General features: G+C 61.8%; 22 protein-coding genes and 2 pseudogenes. 4 read left to right on the forward strand and 20 right to left on the reverse strand.

Annotated elements, in window-relative coordinates; all coding sequences use genetic code 11:
• Position 1: 1 nt before the first annotated feature.
• Complete coding sequence (locus C998_RS0111585; RefSeq protein ID WP_231364985.1) at positions 2–1,888, reverse strand: TonB-dependent siderophore receptor; 1,887 nt, start codon at positions 1,886–1,888, stop codon at positions 2–4.
• A gap of 398 nt (positions 1,889–2,286) precedes the next feature.
• Between C998_RS0111585 and C998_RS0111590 the strand changes: the two genes are divergently transcribed.
• From C998_RS0111590 to C998_RS0111600, 3 genes are all read left to right on the forward strand, one after another.
• Positions 2,287–3,456, forward strand: coding sequence for an alpha/beta hydrolase (locus C998_RS0111590; RefSeq protein ID WP_018871034.1), 1,170 nt, complete (start codon positions 2,287–2,289; stop codon positions 3,454–3,456).
• Positions 3,453–4,004: a hypothetical protein gene (locus C998_RS0111595; RefSeq protein WP_018871035.1), complete on the forward strand. Its 552-nt coding sequence runs from the start codon at positions 3,453–3,455 to the stop codon at positions 4,002–4,004. Before C998_RS0111590 ends, C998_RS0111595 begins: the two co-directional genes overlap by 4 nt.
• A gap of 96 nt (positions 4,005–4,100) precedes the next feature.
• Positions 4,101–5,606: a hypothetical protein gene (locus C998_RS0111600; RefSeq protein WP_018871036.1), complete on the forward strand. Its 1,506-nt coding sequence runs from the start codon at positions 4,101–4,103 to the stop codon at positions 5,604–5,606.
• A 36-nt stretch (positions 5,607–5,642) separates the two neighbouring features.
• Here the strand turns inward: C998_RS0111600 and C998_RS0111605 are convergent, their stop codons facing one another.
• From C998_RS0111605 to C998_RS0111620, 4 genes are all read right to left on the reverse strand, one after another.
• Positions 5,643–6,107: a DUF2269 domain-containing protein gene (locus C998_RS0111605; protein ID WP_018871037.1), complete on the reverse strand. Its 465-nt coding sequence runs from the start codon at positions 6,105–6,107 to the stop codon at positions 5,643–5,645.
• Positions 6,089–7,363: an SDR family oxidoreductase gene (locus tag C998_RS15335; protein WP_018871038.1), complete on the reverse strand. Its 1,275-nt coding sequence runs from the start codon at positions 7,361–7,363 to the stop codon at positions 6,089–6,091. The genes C998_RS0111605 and C998_RS15335 overlap by 19 nt, the downstream gene beginning before the upstream one ends.
• Positions 7,364–7,382: 19 nt before the next feature.
• Positions 7,383–7,739, reverse strand: coding sequence for a hypothetical protein (locus C998_RS0111615; protein ID WP_018871039.1), 357 nt, complete (start codon positions 7,737–7,739; stop codon positions 7,383–7,385).
• 65 nt (positions 7,740–7,804) lie between these two features.
• A complete protein-coding gene (locus C998_RS0111620; protein WP_026279598.1) occupies positions 7,805–8,329 on the reverse strand; it encodes a GbsR/MarR family transcriptional regulator in 525 nt (174 codons plus the stop codon).
• A gap of 132 nt (positions 8,330–8,461) precedes the next feature.
• Here C998_RS0111620 and C998_RS0111625 point away from each other — a divergent pair, with 132 nt between their 5' ends.
• Positions 8,462–8,899, forward strand: coding sequence for an Sbal_3080 family lipoprotein (locus C998_RS0111625; RefSeq protein ID WP_018871041.1), 438 nt, complete (start codon positions 8,462–8,464; stop codon positions 8,897–8,899).
• 51 nt (positions 8,900–8,950) lie between these two features.
• On the opposite strand, the gene C998_RS0111630 is transcribed toward C998_RS0111625, so the two are convergent.
• From C998_RS0111630 to C998_RS14125, 15 genes and pseudogenes are all read right to left on the reverse strand, one after another.
• Positions 8,951–9,667, reverse strand: coding sequence for a nuclease-related domain-containing protein (locus C998_RS0111630; RefSeq protein ID WP_018871042.1), 717 nt, complete (start codon positions 9,665–9,667; stop codon positions 8,951–8,953).
• Positions 9,668–9,790: 123 nt separating this feature from the next.
• Positions 9,791–10,891, reverse strand: coding sequence for a hypothetical protein (locus C998_RS0111635; protein WP_231364986.1), 1,101 nt, complete (start codon positions 10,889–10,891; stop codon positions 9,791–9,793).
• A gap of 407 nt (positions 10,892–11,298) precedes the next feature.
• A complete protein-coding gene (locus C998_RS15230; RefSeq protein ID WP_231364987.1) occupies positions 11,299–12,249 on the reverse strand; it encodes a hypothetical protein in 951 nt (316 codons plus the stop codon).
• Between the two features lie 87 nt (positions 12,250–12,336).
• Positions 12,337–12,600 carry a type II toxin-antitoxin system RelE/ParE family toxin gene (locus tag C998_RS0111645; protein WP_026279600.1) on the reverse strand — a complete coding sequence of 88 codons (264 nt, stop codon included), beginning with the start codon at positions 12,598–12,600 and terminating at the stop codon, positions 12,337–12,339.
• A complete protein-coding gene (locus C998_RS0111650) occupies positions 12,587–12,820 on the reverse strand; it encodes a glucose-6-phosphate isomerase (RefSeq protein WP_018871046.1) in 234 nt (77 codons plus the stop codon). The genes C998_RS0111645 and C998_RS0111650 overlap by 14 nt, the downstream gene beginning before the upstream one ends.
• A 68-nt stretch (positions 12,821–12,888) precedes the next feature.
• Positions 12,889–13,135: pseudogene (locus C998_RS14600) on the reverse strand (nuclease-related domain-containing protein); the annotation flags it as partial.
• A gap of 140 nt (positions 13,136–13,275) precedes the next feature.
• Positions 13,276–13,530: pseudogene (gene rhuM, locus C998_RS15300) on the reverse strand (RhuM family protein); the annotation flags it as partial.
• 68 nt (positions 13,531–13,598) lie between these two features.
• Positions 13,599–13,901: a type II toxin-antitoxin system RelE/ParE family toxin gene (locus C998_RS14610; protein ID WP_081617440.1), complete on the reverse strand. Its 303-nt coding sequence runs from the start codon at positions 13,899–13,901 to the stop codon at positions 13,599–13,601.
• Positions 13,898–14,197, reverse strand: coding sequence for a type II toxin-antitoxin system Phd/YefM family antitoxin (locus C998_RS14615; RefSeq protein ID WP_231364988.1), 300 nt, complete (start codon positions 14,195–14,197; stop codon positions 13,898–13,900). Before C998_RS14615 ends, C998_RS14610 begins: the two co-directional genes overlap by 4 nt.
• A gap of 92 nt (positions 14,198–14,289) precedes the next feature.
• Entirely contained in the window at positions 14,290–15,114 is an 825-nt protein-coding gene (locus C998_RS0111655; RefSeq protein ID WP_018871047.1) for a lipase family protein, read from the reverse strand.
• 54 nt (positions 15,115–15,168) lie between these two features.
• The gene (locus tag C998_RS0111660) at positions 15,169–18,291 is read right to left on the reverse strand and encodes a DEAD/DEAH box helicase (protein WP_018871048.1); all 3,123 of its coding nucleotides are present in this window, start codon (positions 18,289–18,291) and stop codon (positions 15,169–15,171) included.
• Positions 18,281–19,099: a Hachiman antiphage defense system protein HamA gene (locus tag C998_RS14620; RefSeq protein WP_081617441.1), complete on the reverse strand. Its 819-nt coding sequence runs from the start codon at positions 19,097–19,099 to the stop codon at positions 18,281–18,283. The genes C998_RS0111660 and C998_RS14620 overlap by 11 nt, the downstream gene beginning before the upstream one ends.
• 120 nt (positions 19,100–19,219) lie before the next feature.
• Positions 19,220–19,726, reverse strand: coding sequence for a GNAT family N-acetyltransferase (locus tag C998_RS14625; RefSeq protein WP_026279601.1), 507 nt, complete (start codon positions 19,724–19,726; stop codon positions 19,220–19,222).
• A 605-nt stretch (positions 19,727–20,331) separates the two neighbouring features.
• Positions 20,332–21,555 (reverse strand): hypothetical protein, encoded by a 1,224-nt coding sequence (locus C998_RS14885; protein ID WP_156001305.1) that lies wholly within the window; start codon positions 21,553–21,555, stop codon positions 20,332–20,334.
• An 80-nt stretch (positions 21,556–21,635) separates the two neighbouring features.
• Positions 21,636–22,169 (reverse strand): IS256 family transposase (locus C998_RS14125; RefSeq protein WP_018871051.1); only part of this gene is annotated, 534 nt, incomplete at its 5' end.

Consider the following 22,169-nt stretch of genomic DNA (forward strand, 5'->3'; position numbering starts at 1 on the left):
GTCAAAACTCCCAACTGGCAGAGACGTAGTAGAAGCGACCGCGGATCTCACGGCTGAAGGCCTCGTCGATATCCCCCAGCCGCTGATCGGTGACGTTCTCGATACCCGCCTGCACCGAAAACCCGTCGGCCAGTTCCTGACTCATGCCCAGGTGGAACAGCGTGTAGTCGCGCGTGCGCTCACTCCCCCGCCGCTGGGAACCGATGTATTCAGCGCGCAGGTTTGCAGTGGCCCCGGGCCAGACAGCCGCCTCGGTGAGGAGGTTGAAACGCTGCCGTGGCCGGTTTTCCAGGGTCTTGCCCGTGTCCCGGTCCTCGGTGTCCAGATACGTGTAGTTGGCGCGGACGATGCCGGACTCGCCGAACCGGTACCCGGCCTCAAGCTCCACGCCCTGAGTCAATGCGCTGTCGACGTTCTGATACTGTCGAACCTCGGGATTAGCCGGGGTCCGGAAGTCGCAGTTTTCGATGCAGCGGGTATTGATGAGGTCCTCGATCTCGTTACGAAACAGGGTCACGCCGAACTCGCGCTGGCCGTCATCGTGCTCGAAACCCAGGCTGTAACTGTCACTGCGTTCGGGCTCCAGGTCCTCATTGCCGATGATTACGAGGGTCGGGATAGGGGGGCCACCCTCAAAGGTATCCGTCGAGCGACGCAGGTCCGGCGCACTGAAGCCGCGGCCGTAATCCGCCTTCACCCGCGTAGTGTCGGTGAAGTTGTAGACCACGCCGGCACTCGGGGTGATCTCACCGGTGTAATTGGTGTGGTCGTCGAAGCGCGTACCCAGCGTGACAATCAGTCGGTCTTCCAGCAGGTAGCTGCGGTTCTGCACAAACGCACCGCGGTGGGTTACCGTGTCGCCGAATTCGCGTTCACCCCCGCGCTCGCGCCAGAAACTCTCGCGCCGATAATCGGCGCCCGCCGTGACTTCCTGTCCTTGCCCCCAGTGACGGGAGGCGCTCACGTCGATGACATCGTCGGTGTGCTCGTCTTCCCGATCCACATGCCGCGACTCGCTCTCGCTTCGGGAGCGGTATGCGTCGAAGCGGGCATCCCATGGACCGATTTCCACGTCGTAACGGATCCCGGCGCTGTAGCGAAGGAGGTCCAGCCGACGTTCGCCGTCCTCGCCCAGATTCGCACGACGCTGGTCATCAGCGACGTTGAAGAACACCTCGATCTCGTGGCCCGCAGCCGGCCGGTGGAAAAGACTGCCATACCCGGTAACCGCTTCCCGACCCTCGATCTCGTCCACGCCCTCCTCATCGGGATTGCGAGAAGCGTTCCGGTTCAGGAAATCGAGGCTCAGCAGCGCACCCGTGCGCTCTCCCAGCGGACCGGCGGTGTACAGCGAAAGATTGCGCTCTTCGCCGCCCGGGCGGGGATCCGTGACACCGACACGTGTCCGGACTCGCCCGGTCCATTCATCCTCCGGCGGACGAATGATCGCATTGACCACGCCACCAAGGGCATCCGCCCCGTACAGAGAGGACAGGGGCCCGCGCACCACCTCGAGGCGCTCAATGGCTGCCGTCGGGAGCTGTGTCAGGCGGAAATTACTGTGGCCCACCAGCGCATCGGTGTTGTTGATCCGGCGACCATTGACGAGCATCAGCGTCTGCGATGGTTCGAACCCGCGGATCCGAATCTGACTACGCCCGTCCCGCTCGTTATCCACGGCAACGCCCGGCAGATCGCCCAGCAGATCCGCCAGGGACGTGGCCGGCTTGCGTTCCACATCGTCACGCGTGACCTCGGTGTAACCCGAGGGAGCTTCTTCCTTGCGGATGGCGGAACGGGTTGCCGTTACCACCACCGGCTCAATGGAGGGCGTCGATGCGGTCTCGTGATCATCTTCCGTCTGCGCCATGGCCGGAAAAGCAAGCATGAAGGAGCCGGTCAGTAACGGCGCGAAAATCGGGTGGAATGTTTTCATTGTTGGCCTCGAACCTGAGCACAAACTTAACGTTATATCGTTTCTTTTTTGGGGCGCAGACGACGCTCGAACCCGGCGAGGGAAACCGATGCGAGGGAGATAGAGGCCCACGCCAGACGGGGAGCGGTGCGTCACGCGAGAGGCGGGAGCTGCAGGGGGCGCGCATCCCGCTTAACGAAACGTTATCTTATAACATTCCGATTCCGCAAGCGGGACTGACGGCGGCAAGGACGCCCAGGGACGCATCCGGCCGGCGACGTGAACGTTTACGGACTCGTCACCCCCGGGCGGCAACGCGTCGATTGCCCCATACTCCCGAGGCAGCAAGTCCGGACTGACGGGAGAAGGGCATGCTTCGCATCGCGGCTGTGCTGTTGCTGGGCCTTGGGATCTTCGCCGGCTGGATCGCCGCGCAGAGCTGGGAGGCCATGCGCGTGCTCCAGGACATCGAGGCCGGCGCGGGGCCGAGCGCGCTGAAGGAGCGAACCCCCGAGCCCGCGCGCGAAACGCTGTCGCTCACGACGGACGAAGGGGACATCGCGGCCGACCTGTACCATCCCCGACAGGAGGTGGGCGCGCGCATCGTCCTGGTACCGGGCTTTACGCCACAGGGCAAGGACGACCCGCGGCTGGTGCAGCTCGCCCATACGCTGGCGCGGGCGCGCTTTCTGGTGCTGGTGCCCGACCTGCAGGGCTCGAGAGCGCTCAGCGTGCGCCGCGAGGATGCCGCGACCATCGGTGATGCCGCCGCCCTGCTCGCCCGCCTGGAGGTGGAGCGCGCACCGGACGAACAGGACGTGGGGGTCGCCGCCATCTCCTACGGCGTGGGCCTGGCCGTGCTGGCTACACTCAAGCCGGAGGGAAAGGAAACCATCGACTTCCTGGTCGGGATCGGCGGCTACTACGACACCGGGAACGTCGTCACCTTCGCCACCACCGGGGCCTACCGGGAACCCGGCTCGAACCGGTGGCAGACGCGCACGCCCGACCCGCTGGCGAAGTGGCTCTTCCTGTGGGGCAACCTGCATGTGCTCGATGACCGCGCGGACCGCGCGCTACTCGACGAAATCGCCCGCCGGCGCGCCGCCGACCCCGAGGTCCCCATCGACGACCTGAGCGACCCGCTCGGCGAGGAGGGCCGAAGCCTGCTGGCGCTGATCCTGAACGATGACCACGAGCGGGTACCGCAGCTGCTGGATGACCTGCCGGCCGGCGCGCGGGAAGCCATCGAGTCCTGGTCCCTCGCCGAGCACGATCTCTCGCATCTTTCCGGCCGCGCCCTCCTGATCCACGGCCGGGACGACACGATGATCCCGCATACCGAAAGCACGCGCCTCGCCCGTGCCATCGGCGACACCGACCTGCACCGGATCGACGGCTTCTCCCACATCGACCCGCATGGCGTCGGGCTCATCGGCCAGTGGCGGCTCCTGCGCGCGATGACGGACCTGCTGGCATGGCGCGACGATGGCGCCGTACACTCCGAAAACCGAACCCCGCGAACCGAGGACTTGCCATGAAGGGCTTCACGAACCCGTTGCTGATGCTCGCGCTGTTCCTGGCGCTGCTGGCCGCACCCGCGCACGCGCTGGACGGCGACACGATCGACCGCTGGCTGGCGGCGACCGAGGAACTCAACGAGTGGAGCGCGCAGCAGCCCGACGTGCAGGAACCGGAGATGGACGCGCAGGACGACGAAGCCTCGATGGCGGAGATTCGCCAGGCCATCGAAGAGGTGGCGCGCATGGAGCAGGAGGTGGAGGAGATCGCCGCGCGTCACGGCTTCGACAGCAGCCACGAACTGACCGAGATCGGCTCGCAGATCTTCAACGCCCGGCATGCGCTGGAGATGGAGCGCCGGCTCCCGGAAATGGAGCGCGAGCTGGACGAAAGCCTGCAGCGCATCGAGGACGATCCGGACATGCCGGCGGAACAGAAGGCGACCATGCGCGACGCCCTGGAGCAGCAGCGCGAGATGCTGCACAACGTCGCACCCGACGTGCCCGAGCAGGACATGGAGGCGGTGCGCAGCCGCGAGGACGAGCTGGAGGCCCTGTTCAGCAACTGATACCCCCCTTGTTTGGAGGGGGCACATCTCCGGGGACGGTGCCATATTGATCCTGTTGAGAATGCAACAGGACCGTCCGGATCCAGGAGATGTTCGATGCCCGCGAAGACCCGTTTCCGCAGCCGTTCGCTGGTGCTGGCCCTCGGCCTGCCCGCACTGGCGATCCCCGCGTTCACCGCTTCGGCGGATGAGTCGCCGATCCAGCTCGAACCCCTCGCCCTCGATGGCGGGGGCGATCACTACCGCTACGGCGTCCTGACCGACATCCAGGGCGACGAGATCCGCTGGACGGTGACCCAGGGCCCGGAGATCACCCGCATCCATCCCGACGAGGACTACCGTTCCGGCCTCGGCGGGCGCGAGGACCTGTTCACCGGACCGGCCCTGGATGGCGAGTTGTATCGCAAGGAGCAGGAGCTGGGGGTTCTGCTGCCGGTGTTCCAGAGCGAACAAGTGGAGCCGCCGCACACGTTCCAGGACATGTTCGACAACCAGCGGCGAGTGGAAGAATATCGCGTACACGTGGCCGCCACCGGCGAGACGCGCGAGATCGCCGGGGAGACGGCACAGGGCTACCGCCTGGCCGCGGTCACCGAGATGACCAACCTCGACAGCGACGATGAAGAGGCCCTGTTCTCGGTGAACCACGGAACGGTGTGGGTGTACGAGGACGTACCCTTCTCGTCGGCGCTGCTGCAGCTGAGCCCCGGCATGTTCCGCATGGCCATCGGGCCCAACGTGCCGAACGGCCTCGAGGCCCATTACCTCCACACCTTCGGCGAGGCCCTGGAACCGCTCGGCATGCCGGCCGGCCTGCAGCTTCAGGGCTTCCACACCTCCGCCGACACCCTGGAAACCATGGAGGCCCAGGACTGGGCGCTTGAAGAAGACCAGTCACCCGGCCAGGCCTCGGGCATCGCCTACCGGATCGAGGTGACCGAATTCAGCGACGACGCCGACGCACCGGATTACGCCGCCCTGCAGGAGTACCCGCGCGCCGGCGCAGCCGCCTTCGAATACCTCCGCACCCCGCCCGTGCTGGCCGACATGCTGGATGCCTGCATCCCTCTGCCCGCGGACATGCCCCGCGACGAGCTGGCGGCGATGCTGGAAGAACAGGCGACCTTCGACGGGGCCCTGGAAGGAGCCCACTCGGGTGCACTGCTCGGGCAGGCGGCCTGGGGCGGCCAGGAAGATCCGCAGCGAGGCGACGGCTTCGCCCTGGTCGTGGAGGCCTTCCTGCCGGAGCTCGAGACCGCCGCCTGCATGATCTTCACCCGGGTGGGCGCGGGCGTTCCCGATGACACCGGCACCCTCGAGATCGCCGACCCGCGCAGCACCGAGGCCGAAGGCCGGCTGGCCGCGCACCTGCTGGTGGGGGATGTCAGCGAACCCGGCGACATCACCTTCCTGACCGTCGGCCAGGGCCTGAGCGGAGAGGTCCGGCTGGATACCGCCGAACCGGACGGCACGTTCCACGGCCACCTGGACGTGGAGGGCATCGCCACCCCGCTGGACGACCTGGGCGCCAGCGACGGGTTCCGCCTCGAGGGCGAGTTCTCGGCCATGCAGTACTGGGACCGCGTGCCCGTCGCTCGCTGATTCGCGTGCGTGACGCCCCGCCCCGGTGCGGGGCCGTCACGCCGGGCGGAACACCATCAGGGCCACCACGACGAGCATCGCCGAGAAGGCCGGGACGCCCAGCCAGAACCACAGTCGCATGCGGCGGGCGTAGTCGGGTGGCAGATCGACGCCCTCGCGGATCGCGCGGGCCGAGGTCTCGCGCATCCGCAACTGGAGCCAGACCACCGGCAGCCAGCAGGCCCCGGCCAGCACGTACAACGCACCGGTCCACAACAGCCATGCGCTGTCGAGCGGCCAGCCGGCCAGCCACACCATCACGAACCCGGTCAGCGGCTGCAGAATCACCGCCGGGGTGGTGAACCACCAGTCCGCGCGAACCACCAGACGGTCCGTGACCGCAATGGCCGCCGCGCTGCCACTGCGCCACACCATGTACTTGTAGAACGCGCTGCCCAGACCGGTCCCGAACAGCAGGATCGCCCCCAGCACGTGCAGCGTCTTCAGTCCGAGGTAGAGCATCGCCGGGGCCCCTCCATTGCGATCAGCATCAGCGTGGCCACGATCAGGGGCAGGTTCTTGCTGAGCGGCCCGAACGGGTCGATCCACAGCTGCGGAAGCAGCAGCCCCGCCCCCAGGGTGTAACCGGCCATCATTACGACCTGGATCCACGCCACCTCGCGCACCCGCCAGCCCGCGAGCAGTGCCAGGCCCAGCAGCACGTCCACCAGCGCCAGACCGTAAAGGGCGGTGACGCCCGGGGCGCCCGTCAGACCGGCCGACGCCAGCAAGTCCAGACTGGCCTGCGGCGGATGCAACAACGCCGACACCAGCCCGGTCCAGATCCAGACGAAGGCCAGCGCGAAGCGCAACAGCGGGCGCAGGCCGTACAGCCGCGCATGCCACAACTCCGCCTCGCTGGACGGCCGGGCCGCCAGCGCCCCGGCAAAACCGCGCGGACGCCACCCGAACGCGCGTTCGAATGGCTCCACCGGGGCCGTGCTGCCCCGCCGCAACAGGTCCACCATCGACCCGTTCACCGGAGCCACGCGCAGCCGGCCTGCCAGCGCCGCCCCCGCGCGCGCAAGCCGCGGCGCCACCGGCAGGGCTCTCCAGCGCCCCGCCCCCAGCCAGGCGCGCCAACGGGCCAGCACCTGCGCCGCCGTCACCGGCTCGCCCCCCACACAGTCCAGCACCTGGCGGCGCGGCTCGCCGCACTCGACCGCCTGCACCACCGCGCGCACCAGGTCATCGACATGGACGGGCTGAACCATCTGCCCGCCGTCGCCCACCAGCGGCACCCACGGCAACACCGCCAGGGCCCGCAGAAAGCCGGTACTGGCCCCGCCTTCGCCATGCACGATGGACGGCCGCAGGATCAGCCAGTCCAGCGGCCTGGCGGCCAGATCCGCATCCGAGCGCCCCCGGCTGCGCAGCCAGGGGTCGTCGGCGGCCAGGTCCGCGCCGAGTACCGATATCTGTATCACACGGCCGACCCCCGCCTGCTCGCAGGCCGTGAACAGCGCGGCAGGGGCGCGCTCATGCACGGCCGCGAACGACTGCGCACCCTGCTCGCGGGCAATGCCGGCGGCATTGATCACGGCATCCATGCCCGTCACGCGTCCGAGCCAGTCCTCCGGCCGATGATCCCGGGTGAAATCGCAGTGGACCGGTGCGGCGCCACGCGCGCATCCGACCACCTCGTGGCCGCGCTCGCGCAGCGCCCGCTCCAGATGGCGCCCCACAAAGCCCGTGCTTCCGGTCAGCAGAATGCGCATCCCGTTGCCCCCGGCGCGCTCATTCACCGCCGGCCGCGCCGCGGGCGCGGTCGGTCAGTGCGACCTTCCAGATCACCAGGCCGATCACCGACAGGGCCAGGAACACGCCTCCCAGCGCGTGGAACAGGGTCCCGCGGATCAGCTCCACGGAGCCCATGCCGCCGTGTTCGGCCGCCAGCAGGATCACCTGCAGCAGCGGCGCGATCAGCACCATCAGCCGCGTGAAATTGACCCAGAAACGCGCAGCGGCCTCGCTGCCGCACACCTCCCCGAGCAATGGCTCAAGGGCCGGCTGAATCAGATGAATGACGACCAGACTGATGCCCAGCGCAGTGGCCATCTGGATCCCGAGAATGACAAGCGGCTGGATTTCCATGGCATGACTCCTTTTCCTTGGTTTCGGTTATTTCTGTCTATACAGAAACTGCCGGGCAAATTTTTTTACTTGCCCAGCAGGCTCTGGATCCGCGCCCCCATCTTCATCAGCTTCACCAGGGTATCGCGGTCCAGTCCCCGCATCTGCTCGTACCAGCCAAGCAGCTGCTCGAGGAACTCGAGGGTATCGTTCATGCGCGCCTTCGCCTCGGGGGTGGTTTGCGCATCGGATTCGCTGTCCAGCACACACTGACGCAGGGTCGTAAGGGTCGGGTCCAGCTCGCGTTCCTTGCGCCCTTCGAGGATGGTCATGAAGATGTCCCACACATCCTTCTGCGACACGAAGTGATCGCGTCGGTCACCCAGTTCGTGCACCACCTTCACCAGCCCCCAGGACTGCAGCTCGCGCAGGCTGGTGCTCACGTTGGAACGGGCCACGCCCAGGGTCTCGGCGATGGTCTCCGCGGTCAGCGGGTGCTCGCTCAGGTACAGCAGCGCATGGATCTGCGCCACCGTGCGGTTCACGCCCCAGCGCGATCCCATCTCGCCCCAGTGCAGGACGAACTTTTCCATGGTCGGGCTCAGTTGCATCGGTCCGTTCTCGTATTTCTGTTACGACTGAAATTAGCGAACACATCGAAGCCCGTCAAGCTGCCCCAGCTTCCTCCAGCCCCGCGAAAGCGTGATAGCCTTCACGCTTTTTCAACAGGGGAAAACCACGCCATGCTTCGACTGTCCGCCGCCATCCTTGCCGCCCTGTTCGCCTCCGGCTGCGCGATCTCGCAGGAAGTCGAACCCGTGCCGGAGCGTCAGGCCATCGAAATGGTCTACGTGGAGCACAACCCGGACGTGCATATGGAGGAGCTGAACGACTCGCTGGTGGGCATGTTCGAGGACATGGGCATCGAGTCCGAGCAGTACCGGGGTACGCGGCCGGACGACGCCGAGCATCACCTGGAATTTACCGCCAACTGGACCTGGGACCTGGCCATGTACCTCACCTACTTCGACGCCCGGCTGTACGAGCAGGAGCAGCTGATCGGCACCGCCGAATACGACGCACGCCGCGGCGGCGGACGCCCCGACAAGTTCGGCCCCACCGAAGAGAAGATCCGCCCGCTCATGCAGGAACTCATCACCGGCGAGCCAGCCGAGGATTAAGCGCCCGGGCGGGACCGGCCGGCCCTGTCCGGACCCTGGTCCCGCCCGGGTTCAGCCCTTCAGCGCCGCGATGGCCCGGACCGTGTTCTCCTTCACCGGGCGCGGGCGCTCCGGGCGGAAGCGGCGGATGTACTCCACCAGCTCCGGCCCCGTCAGCACCGGTACCGACAGGCCGTCCGAACGCCCCAGCGACACCTCCGGGTGCGTGAACAGCACGATCGGCTGGATCCAGCGCCTGGCCTTGCGGCCCTTGAGGTACTCGCTCAGCAGCCACACCTGCTTCTTCACCTGCCGCACCGGGTTGCGCATCTGCTTGGTGTAGCGGCTGCCGCGCCGCCCGGTCTTGCTCACCGTCCACTGCGAGGCCTGCTCGTCGCAGTCGATGGCCCCGCTGTTGTGCTTCACCTCGATCACGAACAGCGCCTCCGGCCCCGCCACCACCAGATCCGCCTCGGTCACGCCCGTGCGCGAACGCTCGTCCGGCAGATCCACCTGGTTGAAGACCGTGAACGAGTCGGGCAGCTCCGCCAGATACTCCAGCGCCGCATCCTCGCCGCGCGCGCCCGCCTCGATGACCGCGCTCCCGCCCACCAGACCCACCAGTGCGACCACCCCCGCCAGCGTCACCAGCCCCACCAGCGGATGCACGAAGAACGCCCCGAGCGCCACCGGCAAGCCCAGGAGCAGCGCCAGGTTGCGCCCGCGCCTCTGGATCGCCTGCGACTCCTCGGTCAGACGGTTTGCGGTGATGTAGCGGGTATCAGCCATGGGTACGGAAGCAACCCCTATTGTCTGGGCGGGTCAGCTGCGCTTGCAGTTATGCTAAGACCCAACGGTGTTCTGGCGCCAAGGCAGCACGGCATCAAGCAGGTTGCTGATTCACCCCCGCCTTCAAGGCGTCCGTATGCTTTCGAACACGCGCAGTTCGACATCCGGCGCATCGGGATCCAGCGGCGCCACCACGCGAAGTTCCAGCTCCGAGCTTGCGCCCGGAGCCAGCGCGGGCACGATGGGGCGTAGCCCGTCCGGCCCGGGAAAGATCTCCGCCACCGAGACCCGCCAGTCGGAACCGAAGACGGACCGTACCTCCGGGTGCCTGACTCGTCCTGCCCCCACCAGTACGGGCTCGGCCTCAGCGGAGAAACCGATGACCAGATGGAGGGGGCCGACCAGCGCCATGTCGGAGTGGTTGGTCATCCGGACGGTCTGACGAAGCGCAAAGCCACCGGACGGTCCCGGTTCGCGAGTGTCCCCGACTTCAAAGGTCACCTGATCGGTCACATCGGCCGGCGTGGAATCCACCTCGTCTTCATCCGACACACGAACGCCGATCCACTGCGTGGCCGCGCCCGCACGGATCTCGACGGCACTGGTCCCGGGCGCGCGAGATCTCAGCGCCCAGCGATCCCCCTCGGGCGCTCGCACGACCTCTACGACCGAGGCGTCCGTGACACGCACGCGGCTCCCCTGGCCCGGTCGGGACAGGTTCGAACGAGTGCCCGGGAACGTCCGCCCGTGCAACTCCAGCGTTCGTATCTCGTCGGGGCCCAGATAAAGCCCGTTGGGGCGCACTTCGAGAGATCGGGGCTGACCCAGAACACTCAACGCCGCCAGTCCCGCCCGGGTGGCCAGGGGCTCCTCGAGTGCCCGACGGACCTCCCCTGTCCCGGCGCTCGAACTCGACCGCACCGCGTCCGCCACCGGGAAATGCGCGCCCCAGCCGAGAGTACCCGCGACCAGCGCCACGCCGAGCAGAGCAGGACCACCAGAGCCCCGGGGACGCAACATGAGCCCCACAAGCCCCGCCAGCAGCAGGGCCGGCCATGGCCATCCTCCGAAAAGCGTCCCCACTTTCAGGCCCAGGTCGCCCAGCCACCCCGCGGGGATCCCCAGCGCGGCCCGGACCCAGAAAAGCCCCGTGAGCAGAAAACCGGCCAGCCCGACGGCCAGCAGCAGCCGGACTCCCGTAGCGTTCGTCAGAGCGGGGGCCAATCTCCGGCCCTGCCAGGCATTCGCCAGAGCGAGGCCCCAGGCACAGGCGACCAGAACAACGACACCCCATCCCCACCGACCCCCGATTTCGGCCGGAGGCAGCGCCACGAGGAGCAGGATTGCCCCGCTCGCTACCGCAAACGCACTCCATCCGGGCGCACCCGCGCGCACCTGGGCTGGCCCCGTCGTCATCTCTGCGCGACCCACCAGACACCCCCCCACAAGAAAAGAATCAATGCCGAAATCACGGGTATCATCCTTCTCCACGGTCGGACACAGGCCAGCGCCCAGATGTTTTGCGGCCAGGGCCGTACAAGTGAGACCGCAGTAGCCGGTTCCTTACCATGAGGATACTGGCTTTTACCTTGGGGGTACTCGAATCACATGGGAGCCAACAGCGTCCGGAGCTAGTCGAAGGGAGATTGCCAGGCGAAGACCGCCGACTCTGCTTTCCCGGGTCGCCTCAGACACAGATGCAGTTCCTGGTCATTGCGCCATTGCATGGCGTAGACGGCGCCGCTGAGCAGTTGCACGGGCTCGGCGTCGACAGCCGTCAGCCAGGTATGCGACAGCCCACCCCAGCTTCCGCGCAACTCGCGAACCACGTAGGCAAGCTGCGTCTGATCGGGTGACCAGGCGTGATCGGATACCATCAGCGAGCGCGTACTCCAGCGAACGGGTCGGTGTTCACCCAGCACGCGGCCACCCGATAGTTCCAGCCTGATCAGGCGCGGATCCACCTTCTTGACTTGCACCTTGCCCAGTTGGGTCCAGTCATCCCAATACGAATACGGCGCCTGAAATCGCCAGTGACCGATGTCTTCGGCACCACATGCAGCGGTATCGGCGAGTTCCATTCGATCGGGCCGGTCAAGGTCGATTGCGTGAACCACAGCCGGTCGTTGCTGGCCACGCGGTTTCACTCTCAACGATGCGGAGGACTGCTGCACGGGCGTCGCCTCGTTGGCGTCGGGAGGCAACACACCGGTCAGGAGGCGTTGTCCATCACGACTCCAGCAAAGCTTGTCGATTCGCGGTGCGGCGGATGCCGCGTCGCCGCTGCTGTCGCGCCCATCGGGTTCCGGCAGATGGCGGATGCCAGTGTCCAGATCGAGCAAGGCCAGCCGATGCTCGGGAGGGGCATTTTCACCGCGATTGGTCCACAGCCAGAACGCCAACCATTGCCCATCGGGCGAATAACTCAGCGGCAGATGGTCGCCGCAATCGATGCCCTCGGTACCGGCTACCCTCTCACCGCCGGTACTGGCAGGTTCGGTGTTCGGGTGACATCCTGCCAGGCTAACAACCAGCAAACCGATCAGTGCCAGCCCCGCCAACGCCCGTTCGAAACACTGCATAGCCCCCCAGAGCCCCCGACCGCAAAGCCGCCCTGAACGGCATGCCAGACTCTCAATAACAGCTGGCTCAGTTATTTCCAGGGCGGGTCAGCTGCGTCTGTAGACCTGCTTACGATGACCGACCTTCACAACCGTCACGACCAGGAGGTCATCCACCACTTCGTAAATGATTCGGTACACGCCTTGCCGGATGCGGTAGCGCTCCTGTCCCGAGAGCTTTTCACTGCCGACCGGACGGGGATCATCCTGCAGCGCCTCCATGCGCTGAAGAATGCGAGCCACATCTTTGTTCGGGATTGAACGAAGGTCTTTGGCAACGGACTTCTTGAATACAAGCCTATATCTTTCCATGAGCCTTCAAATCATCGAGCAGGGCCTCATAGCTCATGGTTGGCTCGGAGACCCGTTCCTCGAACGCCGCCAGATCTTCCTGATCCTCGGCCAATGCCGCACGAACCGCCTCGTTGACGATATCCGACAAGGAACGATTCGTATGCGCAGCCTTCAGCCGCAGCGCCGCATGCAACTGAGGATCGAAATAAACCGTCGAACGTTTCGGTGTCTCGCTCATGGAGCTCCTCCACACAACCACACCAAGAGATTTTAGCGTCAAGACATCACAACGTCAAGACATCAAGCGCTGCCACATTGCGGACAACCGGGTGCCACCAGCGCCGCGTGACGCTCCCGCAAACCCTCCACGTACGCCCGTCGGGTCTGGCGCAACGGGTTCTGAAGCCGGAACGACCGCCGGTAGATCTTCCGGGTCCACTGGGCCTGAAGCTCACCGCCGAAGATCCAGCCCCCGCATGTTCTTCGTCTCGATGACGAAGATGCCGAACCGCGACACCAGCACATAAGCGATCTGCGTGGTGCCGACCGCGGTCTACAAGGCCCATGGCCCCCAGCCGCATGGCAGAGGAGGCAGCATTCATGGCTTGCCCTCCTTCCTGATCCGCTCCTCCAGCGCCTCCAGCTCCTGCAAGTCCTCGGCATCGGCCTCCGGTGCCTCGTCTCTGCGCCGCCGGGATCCTTCAGGCGCTGGTCGTCCATGACGAAGCCCTTGACCAGGTACTCCTCCAGATGGGCAGTGGCCCACTGGCGAAACTGGGTGCCCCGGGGGGAACGCACCCGGTAGCCGACGGCCAGGATCATCGGCAGGCTGTAGACACTCACCTTGCGCCGCACCTGGCGCGCCCCTTCCTGACGAACTATTAAGTTTTCCTTAATAGTTGCCTCGGCGGGCAGCTCGCCGCTCTCCAGGATGTTCCTGACGTGGGTGTTGATCGGGTCACGCGCCGGTTTGGAGCCAAGAAGCGGCGGAAAATCGGTCGCTGTGTAGCCGGTGGTTATGTTTCGTCATCATCAAGGTCGGACATACGCAATAGCTGACTACTGCGACGCACAGTCAGAATATCAATCTGATCCTTGATGCTATAAATCACCCGGTACGCTCCAAATATCAGCTCCCTTATGCGAGGTGATCCCACCTCCGGAACCATTCGTCCACTTTTGGGGAAATCAGCTAACCGCTCTACTGCGGCAAATAAATCATCAACCCACCGTACCGCAGCATCCGGACTATCTTCTGAAATATACCGCGCCATGTCCTCGACACGCTCCAGCGCAAGCGGGGACCAGACGATCTTCATTGGGTCAGCCCATTCAAAACCCGCCCCTTCGCATCTTCATGCTCTGTACCATCCCCGGAGGCTATTTGTTCTTCCGCCTTATACACTTCTTCTAGTATTTCCAGACGTTCTTGCATCTTCTCGTACTCGTGAACATCCACCAGTACTGCAACGCCACGACCCCTTTGTGTCAGCACCATAGGACGACGGGTTTCATGGAGCTGCTTTACGAATGTGGCTACCCCTGCACGAAATTCAGACAGAGGACGGATATCTTCATCGACTCGAACCCTTGACATGGAAACCACCCAGTACATTTTGGCGTACGTTTAAGAGTACAGCCTTGCCTGAAGGCAAACAAGGTATCCGAGGGAAGGAACAGCCGGGCTCAAGAGTCCCCGCAGTAGAACTACCCGATCACCCGCCCCTCCCGCACCCCACGCGCATACGCCTCCATGAAATGGTCGCTGACGAGGCGCCAGCGGGCGCGGGTCTTGCCGGGGAACAGGCGCAGCAGCTTCGGCAGCAGTTGCACCGCGGCGATGGCGAGCACGGCCATGACGATGCCCTTCGCGTACCATGGCAGGGTCACCATGCCGAGCGCCTCCAGTCCGGTGAGGCCGCCCCATACCAGCAGCAGCGTGAGGCCGACCAGCACCGCCTGACGCCAGCCGACATCCTTGAAGACGCTCCACCAGGACGGGTCCTTGCGGATATCGCCGTTGCGCTCGATGTAGACGTTGCGGCCGGTGTGTCGGAACCCGCGCGCCACCGGCGGCACCCGAGGCACCAAGTCGGCGCCGTTGACCACCCGGAAATGGGGGTAAGGCGACGCGCGCTCCAGGTGCCTGGCCTGCTCAGTGCCGAACACTCTGGGAGAACCGAAGGTGTAGACGGCCGCGAGCTGGCCGCTGTCGCCGAACAGGTCGCGGTAGAGGTAGAAGGCGGCGAGTTGGGCCAGCGCGCCGCCAAGACTGTGTCCGGTGCCCACGAGTCGGTCTTGTTCGCCGACTTCCCTGGCGATGATGTCCTGATAGTCGGCCTCGGTGCCCCGCCACGCCAGCACCCAGCGTCGGCCGCCCTCCCCCGGCGTTGAACCGCAGCGCGCCAGATAGGCGTTGGTGCCGCCGTCGCGGAAGATGACGACCTGCTCGTAGCCGGCGGCGGTGAAGGTTGTGGCGATCTCGCGGTATGCAATCAGGCGAAACCTGACATCTATGCGCCATAACGACAAAGCTCACCGGCGGCCATGCAGTGCAGCGGAATGGCCGTCCGGTGCAGCGCCTTGTTAGCCCAAGATTTCATTCATTCGCTCCTGGAAGTAGCTTGGATATTTTTCCATCACCGCATTTGCTCCGTCCCGGTCTTGTTTCAGTGCCTTCGCGAGATCCTTCTTCTGAGTCGCTGCCAGGTTCAAGGATACGGCAAGGTCCTGAGCGATGACTCGGTCCGAAAAGCCAAGCTCATAAAGGGCAATGGTGGTTTCGGTGGGCAGACCATATTTCAGTCGCTTTTGAAAAAGCTGCAAACGATTGATCAAGTCTCCGGTGTCATCTTGGTCGAGAGTTTCGATGAATTCGCACACAGCGCCTACAACAAGCGCTCCGTCATATGCGAGCGTCCCTTCGCAGACATCGATGACATGATCGATTTTGAACTCCCTCCGGCGGGTACCCCATATCATCTTGGCTTTTCGCTTACGGATGATTTCCAGAAGATCGCTGAACGGCTTTCCACTGATCCATCCATGTGCGATCTCTTTGAGTACCTCCGGTTTATCGAACTTGGTGAATATGCCACCGTTTATATGCCGGGTGAGCAATGGCCAGGCAAGATCGAGCGCTTCTGTTTCATCAACAATCGAAAGCAGGCTGTCAGCGCTGGACTGAACCCATCCCTCAATGGCTTGGGCATCCAGAATACCGTAAAGCGTCCTGCCGTAGATTTTACGGCGAGCCGGATCGGTGATGTTTGCCGAGATGTTCCCAGCGAGAAGCTGAAACAACTCGCGGATATGCTCCCTTTTCTGATCATCAGCCAGGAAGAAAGCAAGCGTCCCTTCGGCCAGGCGGGTCACATCTGCTTCCGAAAGACCATCCTCCGATTCATCCCAATGGGATAATAGAAAGCTCTCGACGGCACAGATGAGGCTGATTCTCCAGGCGACTTGCCGCTCGACACCGTCTCGTGAGAAATTTTTTTCTCCATGTTGTGCAGATATCCCGGCAGCCAATTTGGCAACTTCATCAGGATCGTCGATATAGGCCTTGGCAAAATCCAGAGCCTCCATGGTGATGGTGTATTTCTCGTCATCGCTCTTGATGGGGTCGAAGATCGATAGAAGATTGCTGATGCATGGCTCAGAATTGCGCGGCTCCAGAAGTTCTTTCACCTGTTCCCAGCGCCATTTATCGTTTCTGGCCTTTCGCTTGTCAAAGATCACCGGATCGGCAAACAGGATGCTGCCTTCGGTATGCATCCCGGCTCGGCCAGCTCGGCCAATGAGGTTATGGAAATCGCGAACTTTGATGCGCTCCATACCCTGGTAGACACTGGTCACGATGAGGTATCGAATCGGAAGGTTTACACCCTGCGCCAAGGTTGATGTGCAAACAACGAGTCGCACAAGGTCGTCACGCATGGCATGCTCCACCGCCAGCCGAATACCATGCGGCGTATTGCCATGATGAGAAAAAATTCCGTATGCCGCGCTCTGAGACGCCGTAGCGACAGCGCCGAGATTCTCGACATGCAGATGAGTCAGCCGCTCAACTTCCTGCGCGTCTGAAAAATCAGACGGCCAGGCCAGGGGCGCTCCTCGCTCAATAATATCGACGGCCTTTTCGCATACGCTCGCCGCTGTCGACTTCCTTCCGCAGAAAACAGCGATACTGCCATTCGGGACCAATTTCAGGCCAAGGTATAGTGCGATAGCCTGCCCATCAGTCTTTTCAGGAAAACAACGGTCCTTCCTTTCCCGCTTCTTCCTCCCGAGATTGAATCTTTCAATCACCCTCGGAACGAAAAACTCGTTTTGTTCGGCGTCACGGCTGTCGACGTACTCGATCCTTCCCAACTGATCGAGCCAGCTCGCGAATCCGACCGACCTGAAAGTCGGAATCAGGGTTGTGCCTTCGACGACATTGGGTTCCCCGTTCAGCCATTCCCCAACAGCCTCGGCGTTGCTGATGACCGCTGAGATCAGCACCTTCTGGGTTCCTTCAGGAATCATGGATCGCAGCGACGTCAGGAGCAGCTCGTATGTGATACCTCGGGTGCCGCTGTCGAACTGGTGGCCTTCATCAAAAACCAGCAGGCCAACGTGGTCAGCGAGTTCCGGAGCGTGCCGAAGGACGTAGAGCAGCTTTTCGGGGGTTACGACCAGGATTTGTTGGTGCCCCAGGAGTTCGGCAATCTCGAAATCGGTTTGTAGGGCGTCGGACAATTCATCCACCTTGGTGGGTTCGTTGTGGAATGCCTCGACAAGGCTGTTCTTGATCTCATGGCACAGCGCTCTGAACGGGGCGATGATGATGGCCAGTGACACGCGCTCGGCCAGAAACGCGCTTCGAAGGATCAGTTCAGTTGCCTTCGTTTTGCCAGCGCTGGTGGGCATTTGAACGATGGCAGACTCACCTTTGAGAACATCCGCCTTACCCAAAAGGTGTTGCGCAGGCCAGAGTTCCTTGATGAACGAATCCTTTTGCAGCGCATGGAGCCATTTGTCGCGGGGCAGCCCGGAATATGACGGCAAAGCCCTCCAGGCAGAATTTTCGAGCTTTTTCCTCAGAACCGCCGCGATCATATCGCCAAACAGAAGCTGCCTGGGTGTGCCGAATTCATAGACGGCTTCCCTCAGCTTCGTGGCGAGATCGAGAAGATTTTCTTCGCCATTTCCATCCTCGAAAAACTGGAGAATCCATTTTGAAATCTCGTCGATGAATCCACCGAATGGTCCCTCCGTTTCATCAAAATAGGTTCGCAGATCAGCCTGCAACAGCCAAAGCAACAGCTCTTCCAAAGCATCGCCATCCAGATCCGGACAGTCACCATCGATGCGCTTTGCTAATACCGAAGCACTCCCAGGCAGATCGCACAGATAATAGGAGGCGGAGCCCAGAAGCACGAGGTAGGGATCAAGTGTCTCGTTCAGCTTTGACTGGAGGTAGGAGTCGAAAAAGCGGGCGGAAAATAGCAGATTGGTTTTCAGCTCTGCGATAGAATCGGGATCTGGCTCCTCCCGGTTGATGACGGCGGCGAGGTCACCGAGCAGGCCAATCGAGATGGTGAAGAGCTTGGCCGGATCTTGGGTGATCTTGATGTGATGCTCTTCAGGAACACCGTACTCGAGCATCTTGGCCTTTGACCGTGTGACGCCCAGCAGGAGTTGGGATTTCTGTTCAGGCCTCATCCGCAGCCCTCCTGTAGAGCTCATGGACGAGTGCCATCATCTGATCCCCTTTGATGACCACTAACGCAAGCTCACCTGAATGCGGATGAGAGGAGGCATCGGTCGAGGATGTCAGGTGGCCGTCAAAAAGCGGATTCTCAAAGAGCGCGACAGCCCCATAAACTTCCTTGTATGGGTGATCTACTTCGTTTTGGAAACGCTCAATTTTTTCGGCATCATCGAGCTCATTCCTGCCATGCAGCCTTTGCTTGACGGCATTTAAGGACTCCGCCTTCCGTGCGATGTCTTTTGCCGAGCCATCTACCGCATCTTGAAGTCTCGCCTTGGCTTTCTTTCCTGAGAAATGCGCCTTCGCTTCAAAGATCGCCAGCCTATCCTTCGAAGAGGCTTTGCCATCCTTGACGATATGAAAGCCGATGATGTCACTGCCTTTTGTCGACTCGTTCCGGATGGTTTTGTCACCATAGCGAGTACGTGGAACCCAGTAGCCAAGCAGATATTCAAGAAAATCGGCAACCAGCACTTCTCCAAAGTCGCCAGCGCGGATGCTTGGTCCTGGCGCATCTTTTGGGTCCGGGAACTTTATAGTGTTGAGATACTCTCCGCGAGAACACTTGTACCCTCTGCGCCAATAATCGATTTCGCTGTCAAAGCAGTAGTGATTCCGAAAATGCCTGGCCCAGGCCGAGAGCACTGCCGCGTCGCTCTTATGACGGAACTCCCAGACCTCGACTTCCTTGCCGTCGGCAGTCTTCAGTCGTTCGCCGGTGTCGACGAGCCATTTAGTGTGTTCCGAAGTCCAAGGCATTCCATTTCCGTGTCTTAGTATGGGGGGGCTAACGCGGCGCATCAGCGGCCTGCGGAAGGGGCGCTTTTCTTGCGTAAGCAAGAAAAGTGACGCTTTCGCAGGTCCGCTGCATGCGCATGGTTAGGCCTTCTGATGCCACACATACCTCACTTCCACAACCTGAAGGCCGCCGATTGAATCGTTTTTAGTGCTTCCTTCGAGCCGCCAGCCTGTTGCGGCATAGAAATCTCGGGCGCGAGTATTGCCCTCGAGCACCCAGAGCGTCAGCTTATCCCAGCCACGGCGCACGGCAGCAGCCTTCGCCCAGTCCATGAGGTCTCGCCCAATGCCTTGGTGCCAGATTGATGGCTCCAGGTAAATGGCCGTGAGCTCGCCGGTCGCATCATCGGCATCTTCGTCCCGAGAAGGAGCAAGGCTGACGAAGCCGGTGATCTCTGAGCCCGTATCGGACACCGCGATCTCGACAGTTCCCTGCGAGAGGGCTTGTTGCCAAGAGCGAGCTCTTCTCTCTGGCGAAAGCGAGTCGAGGTACTCCTCCGGAAGGTGCCCTCGGTAGATCGCTTTCCAGCTCTCTACATGCACCTGCGCAATACCAGTGGCATCAGCTATTGTTGCACGGCGTATCATGGCGCTCGGCCTAACGCTTGCAGCATGGGCAAAATTGGAGCGTAGCCGAAATTTTGTCCCTGTGCCTGCACTTGTTAAAACTTGGATAATCCGGTGAGCAGTGGTTCGCCATAGCTCCATACCAGCGCACCGAACGCAGCATAGACAAGGACTGCGCGGTGAAGAAAAGCGACTCTATGCTCAAAAAGTACGAGCTTCGCGTAATACTCCGTCTCAAGGCGAAGAGCCGCCATGTCAAGCGTACCCTCTATTCTCCGCGCCCGAAATTCCGCTATGAGCCCAAACACGCCAACCAAAGCACCAGACCGCTCGAACCAAGAACCAATTGATTCCTCACCCGGCCTGATCCCTGGCGCCAAATTCAAGACCAGAAAAAGGCCAAGAAGACCCGAAAGCCATGCAATGGCCCATAACCAATCTCGCTGGGCTGCACGCCTAAACTCAGGGAAGAGCTGGTTGTCATAAACCTCATCTGGAAATGACTGCGGCCTCTGCATTCGACTCCCGTAGTTTTAACGCCGCGCTCTGCGGCAAATTTGGAGTGCAGCGGAAAATTTGTCCGACAGCAGCGCCTTGTTATGTGAATTAACTGTACAATCAAATCCTCAGCGTCTCTCTGCAGAGCTGAGCTCACGAATCAGCTTCTTCTCTACTTTTGATTGTGAAAGATCTTCCTTGTGAGAAAAATAAACGACCTTAATCCCATTATCACGGCATAGCTTCAGTTTTAGCTTGTCCCTTTCTTTCGTTTTCTTTAGCCCTTCTTCCCCGCCGAATAACGCCACAGGACGATAGTGCTGCTCACCTTGGTACTCTATTGCCAATGCGAGATCTGGGATAAAAATATCTAACCTTTGTTTTCCGAGCCAATCTGGGCTTGCCTCCCGGATCACCTCGTATTCCGAAAACAACGACTCTACGAGCCGAAACAACTGCGTCTCGCTAACCCATCGCTCGCCGACTTTAGGGATACCCAACATTTCTCGCACCTTATTTTCAGCATCCCGCACAGAAAGTTCGTCCTGTATTTCAAACTTTCTCATATAGGCGCCATATTTGACTCGCACAGAGCTTCCATACATAGGATGACAGAAGAACAGGTTAGAAGGCTTTCCCGTGCACAGATGACAGATGCCGGCTCTATATTCAGACTCGTCAACCGAACGGAGAAACCTATGCGGCCATCCAGAACTGGAGTAATTGGCGCGCTTCTGTTTTGCGACTTCTAGGTGTTTCTCTACCGCGGACCTAAAACAATCGCATATATAAAGACTACCGCAGTTTATGCAGCAAAATTGCTGGAGCCACTCCCACACTCCATGTTTTACCGGACGCAATAAAGAATCATGGCAGTTGCATTTTTCTACGATTTCCTTTCGGATCTCTTCCAGCACGCCAACTAAGATGACTGGCTGAATTAATTCAACCAGATACCTTTCTCTGGTTTTCATTTCCTTGTGTTTAAATTTTATTGTCTTTGAGCCATCCCCGTATCTCACAGAGTTAAGCCTAACACAGCCACATACATTCAAGTCAGATTCACTAATCTTGACGCCAGGGATAAGATCAACCTGAACTTTTACATACCAGAACGGATACCCACCTGAGTCTACCGCCTCCTTTAGTGAGTGCATCGACGGCGAACCGTTCTCGGTTACTTTTACATTCATCAATTGACCATCGTGAAACGATCTGGCGACTGATTTTTCGATCTCTGATTTCAGGGTGTCAGATAGAAGCTCATGCAGGGTTGAAGCCCTTATACCAAGCCCATCCTTGACTTGGCGAACAAAACAATCTTCGTTAACATCTACAGCCAACACTGGCATTCTAATTACGCCTTATTGCTAATCTCGGAAGCACATAACGCCGAGTTATGGTCAAGTCTGGTGTATGAGCGATCGCTGGTTCAGGCGGCGCTCCGGTCGGTGATGGAGGATGCCTCGTCGTTGGTCGGTTCGGTCTGCTCGACACCGTCGATGAACGTCACCCCGCGCTCGAGCTTGTCGAGCCATTCGTAACCCCGGAGCCGACGCCAGCGCTTCTGCGCGCTCTGGCCGAGCTTGAACGTCAGGCTCAGGACGGTGTCGCGGGTCACGCAACCCCGGGTCTTGTGGGTGCGCAGCCGCACGGTGGCGAAGGTCGATTCGATCGGGTTGGTGGTCCGGATCGACTGCCAGTGCGCGGCCGGGAAGTCGTAGAACGCCAGCAGGTCTTCCCGGTCCTTGGCCAGCGTCTCGGCGGCTTTCGGGTACTTGTCGCCGTAGGCGGTCAGGAAGGCGTCGAAGGCCTGTTCGGCGTCGGCGCGGGTTTCGGCCATCCAGATCGCCTGTAATGCCGACTTGGCCTTGGGCTGGCTGCGCTTGGGCAGCCGGTTCAGCACATTGGCGGTCTTGTGGACCCAGCAGCGCTGGCGGCGGGTGTCCGGGTAGACCCGGGCCAG

Source organism: Thioalkalivibrio sp. ALgr3 (assembly GCF_000377325.1).
In the GTDB taxonomy this organism is placed as follows: Bacteria; Pseudomonadota; Gammaproteobacteria; order Ectothiorhodospirales; family Ectothiorhodospiraceae; genus Thioalkalivibrio.

What these genes read in the sequence shown, in the direction of transcription:
- C998_RS0111585 (WP_231364985.1), bottom strand. Translation starts at nt 1,888, where the DNA reads ATGCTTGCTTTTCCGGCCATGGCGCAGACGGAAGATGATCACGAGACC.
- C998_RS14620 (WP_081617441.1), bottom strand. Translation starts at nt 19,099, where the DNA reads ATGCCTTGGACTTCGGAACACACTAAATGGCTCGTCGACACCGGCGAA.
- C998_RS0111630 (WP_018871042.1), bottom strand. Translation starts at nt 9,667, where the DNA reads ATGGCTGATACCCGCTACATCACCGCAAACCGTCTGACCGAGGAGTCG.
- C998_RS14625 (WP_026279601.1), bottom strand. Translation starts at nt 19,726, where the DNA reads ATGATACGCCGTGCAACAATAGCTGATGCCACTGGTATTGCGCAGGTG.
- C998_RS0111625 (WP_018871041.1), top strand. Translation starts at nt 8,462, where the DNA reads ATGCTTCGACTGTCCGCCGCCATCCTTGCCGCCCTGTTCGCCTCCGGC.
- C998_RS0111595 (WP_018871035.1), top strand. Translation starts at nt 3,453, where the DNA reads ATGAAGGGCTTCACGAACCCGTTGCTGATGCTCGCGCTGTTCCTGGCG.
- C998_RS15335 (WP_018871038.1), bottom strand. Translation starts at nt 7,363, where the DNA reads ATGCGCATTCTGCTGACCGGAAGCACGGGCTTTGTGGGGCGCCATCTG.
- C998_RS0111590 (WP_018871034.1), top strand. Translation starts at nt 2,287, where the DNA reads ATGCTTCGCATCGCGGCTGTGCTGTTGCTGGGCCTTGGGATCTTCGCC.
- C998_RS14615 (WP_231364988.1), bottom strand. Translation starts at nt 14,197, where the DNA reads ATGTACTGGGTGGTTTCCATGTCAAGGGTTCGAGTCGATGAAGATATC.
- C998_RS0111605 (WP_018871037.1), bottom strand. Translation starts at nt 6,107, where the DNA reads ATGCTCTACCTCGGACTGAAGACGCTGCACGTGCTGGGGGCGATCCTG.
- C998_RS0111615 (WP_018871039.1), bottom strand. Translation starts at nt 7,739, where the DNA reads ATGGAAATCCAGCCGCTTGTCATTCTCGGGATCCAGATGGCCACTGCG.
- C998_RS14885 (WP_156001305.1), bottom strand. Translation starts at nt 21,555, where the DNA reads ATGCCAGTGTTGGCTGTAGATGTTAACGAAGATTGTTTTGTTCGCCAA.
- C998_RS0111600 (WP_018871036.1), top strand. Translation starts at nt 4,101, where the DNA reads ATGCCCGCGAAGACCCGTTTCCGCAGCCGTTCGCTGGTGCTGGCCCTC.
- C998_RS14610 (WP_081617440.1), bottom strand. Translation starts at nt 13,901, where the DNA reads ATGAAGATCGTCTGGTCCCCGCTTGCGCTGGAGCGTGTCGAGGACATG.
- C998_RS15230 (WP_231364987.1), bottom strand. Translation starts at nt 12,249, where the DNA reads ATGCAGTGTTTCGAACGGGCGTTGGCGGGGCTGGCACTGATCGGTTTG.
- C998_RS0111650 (WP_018871046.1), bottom strand. Translation starts at nt 12,820, where the DNA reads ATGAGCGAGACACCGAAACGTTCGACGGTTTATTTCGATCCTCAGTTG.
- C998_RS0111645 (WP_026279600.1), bottom strand. Translation starts at nt 12,600, where the DNA reads ATGGAAAGATATAGGCTTGTATTCAAGAAGTCCGTTGCCAAAGACCTT.
- C998_RS0111620 (WP_026279598.1), bottom strand. Translation starts at nt 8,329, where the DNA reads ATGCAACTGAGCCCGACCATGGAAAAGTTCGTCCTGCACTGGGGCGAG.
- C998_RS0111660 (WP_018871048.1), bottom strand. Translation starts at nt 18,291, where the DNA reads ATGAGGCCTGAACAGAAATCCCAACTCCTGCTGGGCGTCACACGGTCA.